The organism is Cognaticolwellia aestuarii (assembly GCF_002000025.1).
Taxonomy (GTDB): domain Bacteria; phylum Pseudomonadota; class Gammaproteobacteria; order Enterobacterales; family Alteromonadaceae; genus Cognaticolwellia; species Cognaticolwellia aestuarii.
The window spans coordinates 662,743-679,326 of sequence record NZ_MUZV01000001.1; the positions used below are offsets into that span (position 1 = coordinate 662,743).

The following is a 16,584-nucleotide window of genomic DNA, read 5'->3' on the forward strand; positions in this document are numbered from 1 at the left end:
ATCCTTTTTTAACTGGCAATAACGAGGTTAACGCCCTGTTTAATTATTTCATTTCGCACGTTTTCAGGCATATCAGCATCTGTAATCAACGTGTGAATTTTACCCCAAGGCAACTCTAAATTGGGGATTTTTCTATTAAGTTTTTCTGAATCTAGCATGACAATAACTTCACGCGACACTTCAGCCATAACCCGACTTAAGCCCAATAATTCATTAAATGTTGTTGTACCACGAGCTAAATCAATGCCATCGGCACCAATAAATAGCTGATCAAAATCATATGAGCGTAAAACACTTTCTGCCACTTGCCCTTGGAATGATTCTGAATGAGGATCCCAAGTACCACCGGTCATCAATAATGTCGGTTCATTTTCTAATGCATGTAAATCAGAAGCGATGGCAAGCGAATTGGTCATCACAACCAAGCCTTGCTTAACACTGAGCTCACGAACTAAAGCTGATGTTGTACTACCACTATCTAGAATAATACGATTATGATCTCGGATAAGTGATGCTGCAGTTTTTGCTATAATTATCTTTCGTTTCGAAACTTTCTCTGTTTTAGGTTCGATTATTTCATTAGGTAAAGGTACCGCACCACCATATCGTCGTAGTAGTAAACCACTATTCTCTAATACGGCTAAGTCCTTTCGAATGGTAACTTCTGAGGTATCAAACATTTTTGCGAGTCTATCAACACTCACTTCACCTAAATTACTTAATTCTGCAATAATAGTATGGCGGCGTTGCTGGGTATTTCGTTTTGACATTGCTTTCGTTTTACTCTTAAAAAGTTTCGATTTAAAACTTAGCTATTAAAACAAAAGCTGAAAATAAAAACAATATTTATCTAGTATTACTCTTTAATTAGAGGCTTATACGCCAAATAGTATTGATAATCTGGATCCGCCTGTAATTTATATGCCGCTGATTTCAATTTTTTTAATATGCTAGCGCTTGTGTTGATATTGCTGGCGATATAACTTTCGCGCCGAGTTTGCGGTAAAATATGCACCGAAATTAATGCTTGCGGGTTTTGTTGTTGTTTAATCAGATGATTATTTAATACATTGGGATCCGTATAAATTAAATCGACCTTGCCAGACAAAAACAGTTCAATAGCATGTTCTAACGATGCTACTTCATAAATATTATTTTTTTTACTGAAGCCTAAATTAATTAAAGAGTGGTAACTATAACTCCCACGTAACACCGCAATAACTTTTGTTTTAGCATCGGCTATGTCAGTGATCTGATTGTCAGGGTGAGATTTTAATGACATAAAACCTCGAACTAGGTCACTGACTTTAATTAACCAATGAAACTTATGCTCACGTTCTTTTGTGCGCACCATGCTAAGAATAAGTGTATTCTCTCTATTTAAAGCCGTTTGGTATGCTCTAGACCATGGAAAGAACTCAAGAGTTGCGTTCAGCTGACTGTTTTTCAGTAATAATTTAAATATTTCAGCGCTAGGGCCATGTACTTCACCACTTTCTGTATACTGCAGCATTTTGTGCTCAGCAGCTACCGCAGTTAATACATTTTCAGCCCGAGCAGCGTTAATTATTAGTAAAAATACTAACAAAAACATAACCACTACCCGGCTTAAGTGCATAATATTTATCCGCTATTTTTTAATAGGACGCTGCCAACCAGGAATATTACGTTGTTTACCTCGAGCGACACTTAACTCATTATCAGGAACATTTTTTACAATAACAGAGCCTGCTGCTGTGGTTGCCATTTCACCAATGGTTACCGGCGCCACTAATGAGGCATTTGAGCCAATAAAAGCCCCTTTACCAATAATGGTTTTTGATTTATTTACGCCATCGTAATTACACGTGATAGTACCGGCACCGATATTAGCTTTAGGGCCAATTTCAGCATCTCCTAAATAAGATAAATGACCCGCTTTTGCTCCTTCACCTAAAGTCGACTTCTTCATTTCGACAAAGTTGCCAACATGAGCATCACGCTTTAATTCTGAGCCTGGACGAATACGCGCAAAAGGACCAACAGATGCTAATTCACCAATAACGGCATCTTCAATAATACTATTTGGCTTAATTTCAGCATTTTCGCCAATACGACAATTTTTAAGAATACAGTTCGCACCAATAATAACATTGTCTGCAATTTCAACATTACCCTCAAAAATACAATTTATATCAATAACCACTTCTTGTCCGACGACAACATTACCGCGAATATCGACCCGGTTTGGATCACGAAGAGTCGCACCAGCAATCATTAATTCTTCTGCTTTTCTTAATTGATATGCGCGCTCTAAGCCAGCTAATTGTACGCGGTTATTAGCACCTTCCACTTCAATTTCGCTATCAGGATGAGCGGTAGTAATTAACTTACCTTCTTGGTGACATGCTGCAATAATATCTGTTAGATAGTATTCACCCTGTGCATTATCACTGGATAAGTTTGATAACCAACGTTTTAAGTCACCACCATTGGCGAGCAAAATCCCGGTATTGGCTTCGTTAACAAGTAACTGTTCGGCATTAGCGTCTTTTTGTTCAACAATACCAACAACTTTTCCCGAGTTATCCCTCATAATACGGCCATAACCTGTTGGATTAGCCAAATGCACCGTTAATAACGCCATACCATTTTCTGGTTTTGCAGCAATTAAACGCTGTAATGTACTCACTTTCGTTAAGGGTACATCACCATAAAGCACCAAAACATCTTCGTCATCGGTTAAAAATGGTGATGCCATATCAACCGCATGACCAGTACCAAGCTGTTCTTTTTGTTCAACAAAAGTTAAATCATCACCAGTAATTTTACTTTTTAAAACATCACCACCAAAACCATATACTACATAAGTGTTTGTTGCTTCAACTTGACGTGCAGCATCAATAACATGTGCCACCATAGGTTTATCAGCAACAGCATGAAGTACTTTAGGTAATGAAGAGCGCATGCGAGTACCTTTACCCGCGGCTAAAACAACAACAGAGAGAGCCATAATAATTCCGTTTTTTATTTAATTAGGTGATGAATAACAACATTGTAGCGTTATTTTAAATGCCAAGCGCGTAAAATACTATCAAGATATCCAGTTAAATTAATCCACGTTGTTTTAGCTAAAAGCTTAAATAACCTGAACTCTGGATAATGAGTGCTTGATATTCAAGTGAATCAAAAGCTTAGGTAGCAAAGTAAATGCTATAGCAAGGTAAACATCACTAATAGACATCATCAATGCTTCATTTTATGCCATTTCCAAGGCAAAGCGTTTATCAATAACGCGCAATTTATCGACGTTTTAACGCAGATAATGGCTTAAAAGGGAGGATTGAGCAAATGCTGCTTATCCAGAGTTCAGGGTAAATACTTGCGTATCGCATATCAATACACTTTGGGTATATACTATGCGCACTAAAAATACGGTAAGCATACCCATTTCTTATTGCACTAGGATCCCCGATAAATGACGCCAATTGCTGAGCAAATAGCCAAAGAACTTGATATAAAAACGAGTCAAGTAAATACCGCGATAAACTTATTAGACGAAGGCTCAACAGTGCCTTTTATCGCTCGTTATCGTAAAGAAGCGACACAAGGGCTTGACGATAACCACTTACGCCACTTGGCTCAGCGTTTAACCTACTTAAGAGATTTAGCCGCTCGCAGAAATGTTATTATTGCGAACATTGAACAACAAGGGAAACTAACGCCAGCCTTAGCAACTGAACTGAACAAGGCCGATAATAAAACCCGCCTTGAAGATTTATATTTACCTTTTAAGCCAAAAAGAAAAACCAAAGGACAAATTGCTATAGCTGCAGGCTTAGCGCCATTAGCTAATAATATATATAATAATTGGCAGCTTTCTCCGGAACGTGAAGCCGCAGCATTTATTAATAAAGAGCACGGATTTGCAGATGAAAAGTCTGTACTTGAAGGGGCTCATTTTATTTTAGTCGAGCGTTTTGCTGAAGACGCTAATTTAATCCAAAAATTACGCCGTCATTTACTCAAACAAGCTCACCTTCGCAGCAAAGTAGTTAAGAGTAAAGCTGGCGAAGCGGCAAAATACAGAGATTATTTTGAGCACTCAGAGCTTTTAAGAACTGTGCCCTCACATCGTATGTTAGCTATGTTACGAGGCCGTAATGAAGGCTTTCTTACATTACGTATTGATGTTGACCCAGGGCAAGAGGGCGCATTTTCAAGTGCCCAACAAATAATTACCGAGCACTTCAATTTGCGCTTAACAGGGCAAGCGGCGGCAGAGTTTTTAACTAAAGTGGTTAGCTCAACCTGGAAATTAAAACTAAGCCAAAGTTTAGAAACAGAATTACTTGGTAGCCTGCGTGAGCAAGCAGAAGTAGAAGCAATAAAAGTATTTTCACGCAATTTAAACGACTTACTTATGGCTGCACCGGCAGGTCCGAAAACAACTTTAGGGTTAGACCCTGGTATGCGAACGGGTTGCAAGCTTGCCATTGTTGATGCCACAGGTAAATTATTACAAACCGCAACAATTTTCCCACATGCACCACAAAATCATTGGGATAAATCAGTACGTACCTTAGTTAACTTATGCCAGCAACATAAAGTAGAGTTAGTTGCGATAGGTAACGGTACAGGTTCTCGTGAAAGTGACAAATTAATCGCCGATGTTATTACTAAATTAGAAAAAAATAAGCCGACAAAAGTCATGGTGAGTGAGGCAGGTGCTTCAGTATATTCGGCATCTGAGCTGGCCGCACATGAGTTTCCAGATCTTGATGTATCAATACGCGGTGCTGTATCTATTGCCAGACGCCTGCAAGATCCACTCGCAGAACTGGTAAAAATTGACCCTAAAGCCATTGGTGTAGGGCAATATCAACATGATGTAAGCCAAAGCCAACTGAGCCAAACCTTAGATGATGTCATTGAAGATTGTGTAAACAAAGTTGGCGTTGATTTAAATAGTGCTTCTGCGCCTTTGCTTGCAAGGGTGTCAGGATTAAACAAAACCATGGCAAACAACGTGGTTAACTTTCGTAATGAAAACGGTCGTTTCAATAACCGTAACGAACTAAAAAAAGTCGCACGATTAGGACCAAAAGCCTTTGAACAAGCCGCTGGTTTTTTGCGTATAACTGAAGGTAGTAATCCTCTTGACTGCTCTGGTGTTCACCCAGAAACCTACCCCGTTGTAGAAGCGATTTTAACACAGAGTAACAATACAATTACTGACCTTATTGGTAATAAATCCGCACTTGAAAGCATTAATATCGAAACACTGACTAGTGAAGCCTTTGGTGCCATCACGATTAAAGATATTATTAGCGAGTTAGAAAAGCCTGGTCGAGATCCTCGCCCTGAATTTAAAACAGCAACGTTTCAAGAAGGTGTCAACACTATCGCAGATTTAAAAGTCGGTATGATTTTAGAAGGTGTTATCTCGAATGTTGCTAATTTTGGTGCTTTTGTTGATGTTGGGGTTCACCAAGACGGTTTAGTGCATATTTCATCACTAACCAATAAATTTGTTAGCGATCCACATGAAATTGTTAAAGCCGGTGAAGTGGTTAAAGTTAAGGTCACTGAAGTAGATCCTCAGCGAAAGCGCATCAGTTTAACCATGCGTTTAGATGAAGCTACGCCACAAGCTAATAGTCAACTAACTGAAAAAGCGCCAAAAACAACGTTTAAAGACAGCAAAAATAAGCAACATAAAAATCACTCTAGAGCACAAAAACCTAAAATAGAAAATAATGCGGCTATGGGTAATGCTTTTGCTGATGCTTTTGCCAAGTTGAAGAAATAATCAGCTAATCCCTTTGGGTAAATATCCTAAAAGCCGCTTACTAGCGGCTTTTTTTATGATGCCACGGTATGCACATCAAAAAAATGTTATTTAACGCTATCTAAAACTTGCACTTTTAGGCTCGCTCGTTACCATAGCCGCCTTTAAAAACCTCAGCAAAATCTCCATCGGAGTAGCATGGAACTTCACAATTATTATCTTTATTTCAGTATTTCACTGCTTGCTTCAATCAGTATTGGTCCTTCGGTAATCCTAGCAGCGAGTAATGGTATAAACTTCGGTCGTAAAAAAGCCTTAGCGGGGGTTTTTGGTCATGTTAGTGCTGTAATGATTTTAGCGCTCATTTCAGCATCCGGCCTTGGTTTGGTTTTAATGGCATCTGAATTAGCATTTTCATTTATTAAATACGCTGGCGCCGGCTACTTAGTTTATATTGGTATCGCGATGTGGCGTAGTAAAGGTCAGTGGGCATTTGCGGATAAAAGTAGTCAAACGCCAGCTAAACGTGCTTTATTTAAACAAAGCCTCTTATTAGGACTTGGTAACCCGAAAGCTTTAGTGTTTTTCTCAGCGTTGTTTCCACAGTTTATACAGCCTGAACAGGCCATTTTGCCACAATTCTTACTGCTTGCTGGCACAAGCTTGTGTAATGCTTTTGTTTTTACTTCTGTTTATGTTGCGGTTGCTTTTAGGTTTCGTCACTATTTCTTGTCTGCCATTGGCCAACGCTGGGTAGGTAAAACAACTGGCGGGGTATTTATTGGTTTTGCTGCAGCACTTATAGCTAGCTAACGCTATTTTATCGCTAAGATCACACCTTATTAGAACCTTAGTTGATATTAAATATAAAAAAGGGGAAGTAATAACTTCCCCAAAAACAACCTCGGTTGGAGGTTAACTAACGCAAGCAATTTATAGTATTAACGGCTAGACCGTAACAATACTCAATTTAACACTAAAGAACATATTTAGCTGAAAACTGTACATAATCTGAGTCTGCATCTTGATCTGCTGATTCAAAATTACCTACCTCAAGACCAAACGAAAGTTCTTTAGTATAATTTTTAAAAACATTTACCCCCCAATGAGTCCGATCAGCGTCAGAAACATCTGTTGTGGTATTACCGTAAAAGGCGGTACTGCGAATGTCTTCTGTCCAAAAATGGCGATAAGCGACCATATACGAAGTAGTCTCTTCAACTTCTTCACCAACTAAATCACGAGCAGCAACAACACCAACGTAACGACCGGTTTCACCACCGTGATATTGAAAACGTAAATCATCTTTACCAAAGGTGTTAATTTTACCTGCAATACCGTACCCAAATGCTGACTCAGAGTTGCCACCAAGCGTGTTTAACTGTCGAGCTAAACCCGCAATAGAAACATTACCCCAATCACCTTTAAAGGTATATTTGGCAATAATATCAGGCATAGAATCTTGGCTTGGATCCCCCTTATCTGATTCTGGATTTTCTACCGCTACTTGGAAATTACCTTGGGTATAACGAATCTGGCCTTGTCGAATAAAGGCCGCAGCATTGAGTGGTCCACCGAAATCAGCAGCTTCAGCTAAAGCACTGGTATTAACAAAGGTTGACCATGTTTGACCAACAAGGATATTTTTATATTTAATAAAGGCGTGGCGTAATCTTGGATTTGAAGAGTTAGAAACTATCTCATTACCGCCGCCGCCATGAAAGTCCATCTCGATAAAACCAGTGATATCGCCATGAACATACTTAGTATTAAAGCGAGACTCAGTCGCTCGAAAGCTAAATTGTGAGATATCACCAACATTACCAGCGCCAACCCAGTAATCATTAGTAATACTATTAATGTTACCGTCAACATATCGGGTATCTAATTTAATATAACCACCAAACGTAATGGTGTCCTCATCTGATAACTTAATTTCATAACTAGCATTTGCTGCGCCAGCCATAGCTAATAAACCTGTTGCTAATAGAAGCTTTTTCTTATTAAACATTTTACTTTCCCCATGTGTGATCCCAATCGAATACAGCAGTTTATTTCTGTCGTTCGATAAGCATTATTAACCTTAGAGTAAAACCACTATACTCGTTGGCATTTTTATCGTTTTATTAGTTTTGATAACGTGTTTACTTATTATCGCAGCGAGCAACCGTTATCGTTATCGTTATTTTTATAATTTTATGCTGCGTAATTCATGGTTATATTTTGTGATTTCAATATTTTTCTCGTAATGGTTTTATTTTTAGCCATTGGCAGTTGTTCAACATATTTAATCACTTCTGCGCGCGCAAACTCACCCAAACAGCCGGCAAGTTTGGCATTAATTGCATTTGATAGTGTTGCTAGCTCAATCGCTTTGCTACTTAATTCAATATAAATATGAATAGCATTACCTTTTTGCTCATGAGGAACACCAAATACAACAACCTGCTCAACACCTGCTAGCTGTTTGATAAAGGCTTCGATGGTTTCATTAGCAATACGATAACCACTTATTTTATGAGCAGATGTCTCTTGAGAAACTAACCAAATATAATCTTGTTCAACTACTGAGCTCAAATCTTCACTGGCAAGGTTTTCATCAAGAAAATACAACCACTCACCACTGCTTGATTGCAACCAAGATAATTGTGCTTGTTGATTACTCTGATTAGTCATATCAATCTCTTTTATTATTTTGTTTAATTTTCAAACAGAATATTTATTATACTGTTAACACTAGAGAGTCAGGGCAGATTTATAAATTAGACCTAAGTCTACATTGACCACTAAAAACGATAGACTTTAGTCTAAATCGTGATAAAAAATAGTTAAAAAGTAAGTTACAGCTGTTTTTGTTTACTGCTTTGCGCATAAGTCTTGCTCTTGGTACCAACAATATTAATAACAGTTAATCTACTGTAAAAACAAAACTGCCGTACAACACGGCGAACGTTCATTAGTGCGATACAGCAATAAACTAACATCAAGCTGCCGTTAGTTATCGCCATGCGTTGTCTACTGGTCGATAATTACAGCAGCACAAAGGAAAGAAATGATAGAATATTGAAAATCCTAATTTTATAACTGATAAATCAAGGTTGTTCATGGTCTCTATAATAAAATATATAACCCCAGCACTAGCTGTTACCTGCTTATCTAATATAGCGTTTGCTGTGAATGCTCAATCGCTGAGCATCGATAAATATTATCAAGCAGAGCAACAACTTAGTAAACACACAGATAAATTGGTTACCGGCACGCTAGATCATCCGGTGTGGACTAACAACAGCCAATTAACTTATCGTAGCCATACCAAACAAGGTGAAGCGTTTTTTATTATTGATGCTGTGACAAAAGAAAAAAATTTGGCGTTCGATCATCAAAAACTCGCCACGGCGCTATCTGCCAGCACCAAACAAGACATTAAAGCTGAAAAGCTGCCTTTTACATCTTTTGACTTAATCAATAACCAGACTATTTCGATAAAAATAAAAGATGATTTATATCAGTGTGATATTGAGCGCTATTCATGTGATCAAGTTAAAAACACCGCTAAAGATAATGAATTAGTCGCTCCTAATGGTTTACATGCCGTTTATATTCAAGACAACAACTTATGGCTAAGTAAACTCAGTGATAATAGCAAAAAGCAGTTAACCACTGACGGCGAAGATAATTTTGGTTATGCCACCAATAATGCCGGTTGGATACGGGGTAAAAAGCCGGTAGTAAAATGGTCTCCTGATTCTAAAAAGTTAACCACCTTTAAACATGATGGCCGTAATGTCGGTGAAATGGGCATAGTATCAACGGCAGTAGGGCACCCTAATATTGATGTTTGGAAATACCCATTGCCGGGTGATGAAAACATTTTCAAAATTCACCGTGTTGTTATCGATGTTGAACAAGCTAAAGTCATACCGCTTGATATGCCTGCTGATGATCATCGCTCAACGATAACTGATCATGTTGCGGGCCGAGATGGGCAGTTGTTAGATATTGATTGGTCTGCTGACAGTAGCCACTTTGCCTTTGTTTCATCAACACGTGATCACAAAACCGCTACCCTAAAAATAGCTAATGCTAAAACAGGTAAGGTACGAACCATTTTCAGTGAAACTGAAAAAAGTTTTTTTGAATCAGGTGTTAGTGATATTAGCTGGCAGTATCTTGATAAAAGTAATGAAATCATTTGGTTTTCTCAACGCTCTGATTGGGGACATTTATACCTAGTAGATGCGACAACAGGTAAAATTAAAAACCAAATTACTCAAGGTGATTGGACGGTTTTAGAGTTACTCAATGTTAACCAAGATACGGGCAAACTTATTTTTACCGGTGCTGGCAAAGAGGGCGGTGATGCTTATTTTCATTACCTTTATAGCATTAACAAGGATGGTTCGAACTTAACACTGTTAACGCCTGAGAAAAAACATCACCGTATAAGCTTAAGCAAAAACGCTGAATACTTTTTAGATAGAGTTTCTACACCAGACCAACCTGAAACTAGCTTTATTCGCAGTACTAGTAGTAAATCTGGTTTTGTTGTAGAGCAAATGGATATTAGCAAGTTAAGTGCTACCGGCTGGCAAGCCCCTACGCCATTTATCGTTAAAGACCGAAATAACCAACATGACATCTATGGCTTAATGTACAAACCTAGCGATTTTGACGCTAGCAAGTCTTACCCTGTGGTTAATTATTTATATCCAGGCCCACAAGTTGGTAGTATAAGGGGCCGCCACTTTAGAACTGCTCGTGGCGACAACCAAGCTATTGCTGAACTTGGTTTTATTGTTATTGAAATTGATGCACTAGGAACACCGGGTCGTTCAAAGAGTTTTCATGAGTTTTATTATCAAAATATGGGCGATAGCGGCATTCCTGATCAGGTGGCAGCAATTAAACAATTAGCAGCACAACATAGTTGGATTGATAGCACTCGAGTTGGCATTTGGGGACACTCTGGTGGGGGGTTTGCTTCAACACGTGCTTTGTTAACTTATCCTGATTTTTATTCTGTCGCCGTATCTCAAGCCGGTAATCATGATAATAGAAACTACGCCGATGAATGGGGTGAAAAATATCACGGGTTATTAGTTAAAAATGAAGATGGTACAACGAATTATGACAGCCAAGCTAATCAGCTTATCGTTGAAAACCTAAAAGGTAAGTTGCTGCTAGCGCATGGCACAACTGACACGAATGTACCGCCATATAACACCTTAGTGGTCGCAGAAGCGTTGATTAAAGCCAATAAAGACTTCGACATGCTAATGCTACCTAATCGCGGCCACGGCTTTGCAAGAGAGCCTTATATGATGCGTAAGCGCTGGGATTACTTTGTGCAGCACTTAATGGGTGCTACACCACCAAAAGAGTTTGTTTTTTGCGAGTAATTTAGCAAAGTAAAATGCAATAAATTAATAAAAACCGATATTGGATAAATATCGGTTTTTTATCGCTAAAAGAAACAATAGCGTTATATTTCAATGACGATATAAACCAAAGGTTTACCGTCCTTAAGTTATCAAGACTCCATTCAATTAATGCCTTTTAGCGAATATGCAATTAACACATACTTTTTAAACGTAATATCAATTCAAACAAGTTATTATTTCGTTCGCACATAAACATTGCCGTTATAGGTCGCTAACGTAATATCTTGGCCTCCACCATTAACTTCTGCACTCATCATGCCGCCAATGACAATTTTCTGCTTACCACCTTTGTTCTTACGTTGAACATCTTCTGAGGCAAAAAATTCTGTCGCTAAGCCCGAAAATATTTCACCTTTGTAACTCTGCACGTTTATTTTTGCTGAGGTATTTTTATTGATACTGATATCTATGTTACCGCTATGACTAGTCAACGACGTTGGATTTTGCTGATTTAATACATCAAACGACACCACAATATCGGTATTGTGTGTTTCAGCGACCATAGGGCCAGAAACACCGTTTGCGATAATACTGCCTTTGAAGGCTTCAGCTTCAATTGCACCCGATATATTGTTAATTTCAACATCACCACCTTTGTACAATTCGATGTCTAAACGGGTACGTTTGGGTACTTTTATATGCAAAATTACATTTTGTGTGCTGTATTCACTCGATATTTCAACTTCATTATCTTCTTCTTCAATTTCTAACTGCATAGAATTATTTTTTACTGATTTCAATCCTTCAGCCGAGCGTAGTTTTCTTTTATGCTTATTAGTATGACCGCTAATTATTTCACCAATTTTCTCAATGTTATTGCCTCTGCCATCACTTAACTCAGCAGTAACATCGTTAATGATTCGTTCAACTTTATTAAGCTCATTGGTTGCAATTTCTTCCATCGTCGCGGTCACTTCAATTGATTCACCATCAAAGCCTTCGATATAAATTGCACCGGTGTGCACCTCGATCTCTAATGAAACCGGTTCTCCTGGATTAGATAGTGGTAGGCTGTATGTTTTCTCAATAGCGTGCGCATTTTGCATTAACGCCGACAGTGTTAGACCAAGTAACGTTAGGTTTAATTTTTTCATATTTTATACTCCAAAATAAATTTATTTAGATATGGGAAATGGCGTTAATTCTCTGTAAAAATTCCGCCATATCTGGATTTAATTCGCTTTCATTCAGTGCTTTTAATAATTCATTTTTAGTTACACTTGAGCCTATATTGAATAACAAGCGACACAGTTCTATTTTTACTAATGTATTGTTTTCTTTAATAGTGAACGCTAAGAGTTGATGCTCTTGTTCGCTAATATCAGGGAGGTTATTTAGGGTATTAATAATAGCTAACTTTACTGCTGTGGAACGGTCATGTTCCAAGGTCGACATCAGTGTTTTCATCAATAATGGGTCAGTTAAATCAGTTTGTTGGCTATAAGCAACACCAGATAAGCGTTCGGCCGCAGAAGATTTATCTAACATCGACAGGGCTAGCATCGCACTCAAAGAGGAAACTTCTTGCTGTAAATTATCAATACCATTTTTAGCGGCCAAGTTAGCAGCTAAATTTTGGCCTTGCTGACCTATTTCATCACGACTGTCATTGGCATTAAAACCCAATAAAAACACTAAACCTAAAGTTGCAAACTGAGCAAATGGCTTAATCGTACTAGTGCTAAGCCAATTTTTTATGACTGTAAAAATATGGACTTGTTTAGACTGTTTAGCTGCCTGATTAGTATCGATATTTTGCTGTGCATTTTGTGCTTGTGACAACATGTTATAAAAACGCTGATCAAGTTCACTAGACGGTAACTCTTGGTTATCTTGCTGCCAAAATGCATCAATAAAGGCTAATTCTTTAACTAGCTCAGGGTGAAACTCAATATATTGCTGCATTTCATCAGTAAGTACTAATTCAGCTGTGACGTTTTTATTAATATTCGAGAGCTTCCAATCAATAATAGTTTGATGATTCATCACTGTACCTCACCTGACAATTTGTTGTATTTTTCATGCAATTTACTAATAGCATTACGCATTTTTGACTTTAAAGTATTTAAATTACAGTCAAGTAACGACGATATTTCATGATAATTTAGTTGCTGAAAACGGCTTAAAATAATAATTTCTCGATGCTCAGCTGAAATACTGGCCAATGATTCATCAAAAATATTCTGTTGCTGGCTTGATACCGCTTGCTCCGTTGCACAATGCTCTGAAACAACTTCATGATCATCAATATCTTCGTGAATAACATTACCCTTGTTCTTTCGGTAAAGATCAGCAGCGGTATTTCTAGCAATGCCATACATCCAACTGCTAAAGGTACTAGAGCCATTAAAACTGCTACGATAAGCTAATATTTTCATAAAAGTTTCCTGCACTAAGTCTTCACTTTGAGCACGACTATTACCCTTCTTACGAAAGTAATTAAACAACTTCACCTTATTGCTTTCATACAACACAGCCAATTTATCTAATTGGCCCGCTTGTACTTGCAACATTACGTCCTTTTCATTAATCATTTCTGATATAAGTTCCCGCGTTCAATGCTCTGCTAATGTAAACTTTTCGCTAAGTTTCTTCTTATAGTTATTAATACTGAGTTTTTATTAAAAGGTTTATAAATTTTTTGTTTATTTAATCATTTAGAAAATAGTCTGTTTTGTGCAAACAACGAAGCTGTCTTCATAAACTACCCAACGATATCAACACTCAAATGCTTGATGAAAATAAAGTGCTATGCTCAATACAATATTGCGCTAGATCAAAACAGCGACTCATCAGAGGCATAGAATGAAATAAAGCCCAAGGAGAAAGCTGATGAATAAAGATATTATAAGGAATTTATTAGATAAGAAAGTTGAACTTGAACAGCGCATCAGCGCTATAGAAGCTGACTTTAGTAAAGGCCGTTCACAAGATTTTGCAGAACAAACCAGTGAAAATGAAAACAACGAAGTACTCAGTGAAATTCATCTTGAAGCACAACGAGAATTAAATTTAATCAATCAAGCTATTACCCGTTCTGATAATAATGAATACGGCTTATGTCGGCTTTGCCAGCAAGCTATTAGTCCTGAACGCTTAAAGGTCTTACCATATATTGACACTTGCATTAATTGCGCTAAATAGGAGAAAAGACATGTTAGATAAACACGATTTGCACCATGAGTTTCCAGAGTTTGAACAAGAAATTCGCCAATTAAAAATGGACAACGCACATTTCGCACGCCTATTTAAAGAGTATCATCAAATAAATCAGCAAGTACATCGTATAGAAGTTGGGGTAGAGCCAACCAGTGATGAATATTTAGAGCAACAAAAAGTAGCTCGTTTACATTTAAAAGATGAGCTGTTCAGTATGCTTAAAAAAGCGCAAGTAACAGCTTAAAAGTAAAAATATTCAGACATAAAAAAGCGACTAATTACCGAAGTAAAAGTCGCTTTTTTGATCACTAAAACTTACTGTTAGCTAGTTTTTGCTTGACGCTTGAATAACACGCAATTGTGCAACAGCGCGAGCTAATTCAGCTGCAGCTTCAGCATAATCAACATCGTTTCCGTGTTCATTCAAGTGCTTCTCTGCGCGTTCTTTAGCTTCTAGTGCGGCTTGTTCATCTAAATCACCGCCACGTACTGCGATATCTGCAAGTACTGTTACGTTATTAGGTTGAACTTCTAACATACCGCCAGAAAGATAAATGATTTCTTCATCACCACCTTTCTTAACGATTCTTGCCATACCAGGTTTTAGTGAGGTCAGCAAAGGTGCGTGACCAGGCATAATACCTAATTCACCTTCGCTACCTGTGATCTGTAATGATTCGATGCTACCAGAAAATAAGCTTTCTTCAGCACTTACCACATTAAGATTTACAGAAAGTATTGCCATGTGACCTCCTAATAGGTGATTAACTTATGTTAATCACCAAGCTTCATTACATGTTTTTAGCTTTTTCAGCTGCTTCTTCAATAGAACCAACCATGTAGAAAGCTTGCTCAGGTAAATCATCAAATTCACCAGCAAGAATACCTTTAAAGCCAGCAATTGTGTCTTTAAGTGATACATACTTACCAGGAGAACCTGTAAATACTTCAGCAACGAAGAACGGTTGAGATAAGAAACGTTGGATCTTACGTGCGCGAGATACTGTTTGCTTATCTTCTTCAGATAACTCATCCATACCTAAGATGGCGATGATATCTTTAAGTTCTTTGTAACGTTGTAGCGTTGATTGAACGCCACGAGCTGTTTCATAATGCTCAGCACCAACAACTAATGGATCTAATTGACGTGAAGTAGAGTCAAGTGGATCGATTGCTGGGTAAATACCTTGTGATGCAATATCACGAGATAGTACAACTGTTGCATCTAAATGAGCAAAGGTTGTTGCTGGAGATGGATCGGTCAAATCATCCGCTGGTACGTATACCGCTTGGATTGAAGTGATTGAACCTTTCTTCGTCGAGGTAATACGCTCTTGAAGAACACCCATTTCTTCAGCAAGTGTAGGTTGGTAACCTACCGCTGATGGCATACGACCTAACAATGCTGATACTTCAGTACCCGCAAGTGTGTAACGGTAGATGTTATCTACGAAAAATAATACGTCACGACCTTCGTCACGGAATTTTTCAGCCATAGTCAAACCAGTCATCGCAACACGAAGACGGTTTCCTGGAGGCTCGTTCATTTGGCCGTAAACTAACGATACTTTATCAAGTACGTTAGAGTCGTTCATTTCATGGTAGAAATCGTTACCTTCACGAGTACGCTCACCTACACCAGCAAATACTGAGTAGCCGCTATGCTCAATCGCGATGTTACGAATAAGTTCCATCATGTTTACGGTTTTACCAACACCAGCACCACCGAATAAACCAACTTTACCACCCTTAGCGAATGGACATACCAAGTCGATTACTTTGATACCAGTTTCAAGAAGCTCATTAGACATCGCTTGCTCAGCGTATGCTGGAGCTTCGCGGTGAATTGACCATCTTTCTTCTTCACCGATTGGGCCAGCTTCATCGATAGGCTCACCCAATACGTTCATGATGCGACCCAATGTTTTTGTTCCTACTGGAACTTGGATGTTATCACCTGTGTTTAATACGTTCAGACCACGACGCAAACCGTCTGATGAACCCATAGCGATGGCACGAACTACACCACCACCTAATTGCTGTTGTACTTCTAGTACTAAACCAGCTAGATCACCTTCAGTTACATTTAATGCGTCATATACCTGAGGTACAGCATCTTGTGGGAATTCTACATCCACAACTGCGCCAATGATTTGGACGACTTTACCTGTACTCATGTTTAATCCTCTAATCTTGTGCTCTTATTTACTAATA

At 38.2% G+C, this 16,584-nt stretch carries 15 protein-coding genes; 5 read left to right on the top strand and 10 right to left on the bottom strand.

The window, feature by feature from the left end; all coding sequences use genetic code 11:
- Positions 1 to 8: 8 nt before the first annotated feature.
- The 3 genes from B0169_RS02985 to glmU all read right to left on the bottom strand — a co-directional run bounded on the left by B0169_RS02985 (position 9) and on the right by glmU (position 2,992).
- Positions 9 to 770 (bottom strand): DeoR/GlpR family DNA-binding transcription regulator, encoded by a 762-nt coding sequence (locus B0169_RS02985; protein ID WP_077284440.1) that lies wholly within the window; start codon positions 768 to 770, stop codon positions 9 to 11.
- A gap of 86 nt (positions 771 to 856) precedes the next feature.
- Entirely contained in the window at positions 857 to 1,594 is a 738-nt protein-coding gene (locus B0169_RS02990) for a substrate-binding periplasmic protein (protein WP_158077039.1), read from the bottom strand.
- Between the two features lie 36 nt (positions 1,595 to 1,630).
- Entirely contained in the window at positions 1,631 to 2,992 is a 1,362-nt protein-coding gene (glmU, locus tag B0169_RS02995; RefSeq protein ID WP_077284442.1) for a bifunctional UDP-N-acetylglucosamine diphosphorylase/glucosamine-1-phosphate N-acetyltransferase GlmU, read from the bottom strand.
- A 465-nt stretch (positions 2,993 to 3,457) separates the two neighbouring features.
- Between glmU and B0169_RS03000 the strand changes: the two genes are divergently transcribed.
- Complete coding sequence (locus B0169_RS03000) at positions 3,458 to 5,791, top strand: Tex family protein (protein ID WP_077284443.1); 2,334 nt, start codon at positions 3,458 to 3,460, stop codon at positions 5,789 to 5,791.
- A gap of 177 nt (positions 5,792 to 5,968) precedes the next feature.
- Entirely contained in the window at positions 5,969 to 6,583 is a 615-nt protein-coding gene (locus B0169_RS03005; RefSeq protein ID WP_077284444.1) for a LysE family translocator, read from the top strand.
- A 163-nt stretch (positions 6,584 to 6,746) separates the two neighbouring features.
- Here the strand turns inward: B0169_RS03005 and B0169_RS03010 are convergent, their stop codons facing one another.
- Both B0169_RS03010 and B0169_RS03015 read right to left on the bottom strand, forming a co-directional pair.
- Complete coding sequence (locus B0169_RS03010) at positions 6,747 to 7,781, bottom strand: DcaP family trimeric outer membrane transporter (RefSeq protein WP_077284445.1); 1,035 nt, start codon at positions 7,779 to 7,781, stop codon at positions 6,747 to 6,749.
- Between the two features lie 185 nt (positions 7,782 to 7,966).
- A complete protein-coding gene (locus B0169_RS03015; protein ID WP_077284446.1) occupies positions 7,967 to 8,446 on the bottom strand; it encodes an AMP-binding enzyme in 480 nt (159 codons plus the stop codon).
- Between the two features lie 428 nt (positions 8,447 to 8,874).
- On the opposite strand from B0169_RS03015, the gene B0169_RS03020 reads away from it, so the two are divergent.
- The gene (locus B0169_RS03020; protein WP_077284447.1) at positions 8,875 to 11,169 is read left to right on the top strand and encodes a S9 family peptidase; all 2,295 of its coding nucleotides are present in this window, start codon (positions 8,875 to 8,877) and stop codon (positions 11,167 to 11,169) included.
- Between the two features lie 215 nt (positions 11,170 to 11,384).
- On the opposite strand, the gene B0169_RS03025 is transcribed toward B0169_RS03020, so the two are convergent.
- Genes B0169_RS03025 through B0169_RS03035 form a run of 3 tightly spaced genes read right to left on the bottom strand, consistent with a single transcriptional unit; the run spans position 11,385 to position 13,745 of the window.
- A complete protein-coding gene (locus B0169_RS03025; RefSeq protein WP_077284448.1) occupies positions 11,385 to 12,305 on the bottom strand; it encodes a DUF4097 family beta strand repeat-containing protein in 921 nt (306 codons plus the stop codon).
- A gap of 25 nt (positions 12,306 to 12,330) precedes the next feature.
- Positions 12,331 to 13,197: a hypothetical protein gene (locus B0169_RS03030; RefSeq protein ID WP_077284449.1), complete on the bottom strand. Its 867-nt coding sequence runs from the start codon at positions 13,195 to 13,197 to the stop codon at positions 12,331 to 12,333.
- Positions 13,197 to 13,745, bottom strand: a complete 549-nt coding sequence (locus B0169_RS03035; protein WP_077284450.1) for an RNA polymerase sigma factor — start codon at positions 13,743 to 13,745, stop codon at positions 13,197 to 13,199. The genes B0169_RS03030 and B0169_RS03035 overlap by 1 nt, the downstream gene beginning before the upstream one ends.
- A 298-nt stretch (positions 13,746 to 14,043) precedes the next feature.
- Here B0169_RS03035 and B0169_RS03040 point away from each other — a divergent pair, with 298 nt between their 5' ends.
- The gene (locus tag B0169_RS03040) at positions 14,044 to 14,355 is read left to right on the top strand and encodes a TraR/DksA family transcriptional regulator (RefSeq protein ID WP_077284451.1); all 312 of its coding nucleotides are present in this window, start codon (positions 14,044 to 14,046) and stop codon (positions 14,353 to 14,355) included.
- Positions 14,356 to 14,365: 10 nt separating this feature from the next.
- Positions 14,366 to 14,614 carry a YdcH family protein gene (locus tag B0169_RS03045; protein WP_077284452.1) on the top strand — a complete coding sequence of 83 codons (249 nt, stop codon included), beginning with the start codon at positions 14,366 to 14,368 and terminating at the stop codon, positions 14,612 to 14,614.
- An 81-nt stretch (positions 14,615 to 14,695) separates the two neighbouring features.
- Here the strand turns inward: B0169_RS03045 and B0169_RS03050 are convergent, their stop codons facing one another.
- Both B0169_RS03050 and atpD read right to left on the bottom strand, forming a co-directional pair.
- Positions 14,696 to 15,115 (bottom strand): F0F1 ATP synthase subunit epsilon, encoded by a 420-nt coding sequence (locus B0169_RS03050; RefSeq protein WP_077284453.1) that lies wholly within the window; start codon positions 15,113 to 15,115, stop codon positions 14,696 to 14,698.
- A 46-nt stretch (positions 15,116 to 15,161) separates the two neighbouring features.
- A complete protein-coding gene (gene atpD, locus B0169_RS03055; RefSeq protein ID WP_077284454.1) occupies positions 15,162 to 16,547 on the bottom strand; it encodes a F0F1 ATP synthase subunit beta in 1,386 nt (461 codons plus the stop codon).
- Positions 16,548 to 16,584 lie beyond the last annotated feature (37 nt).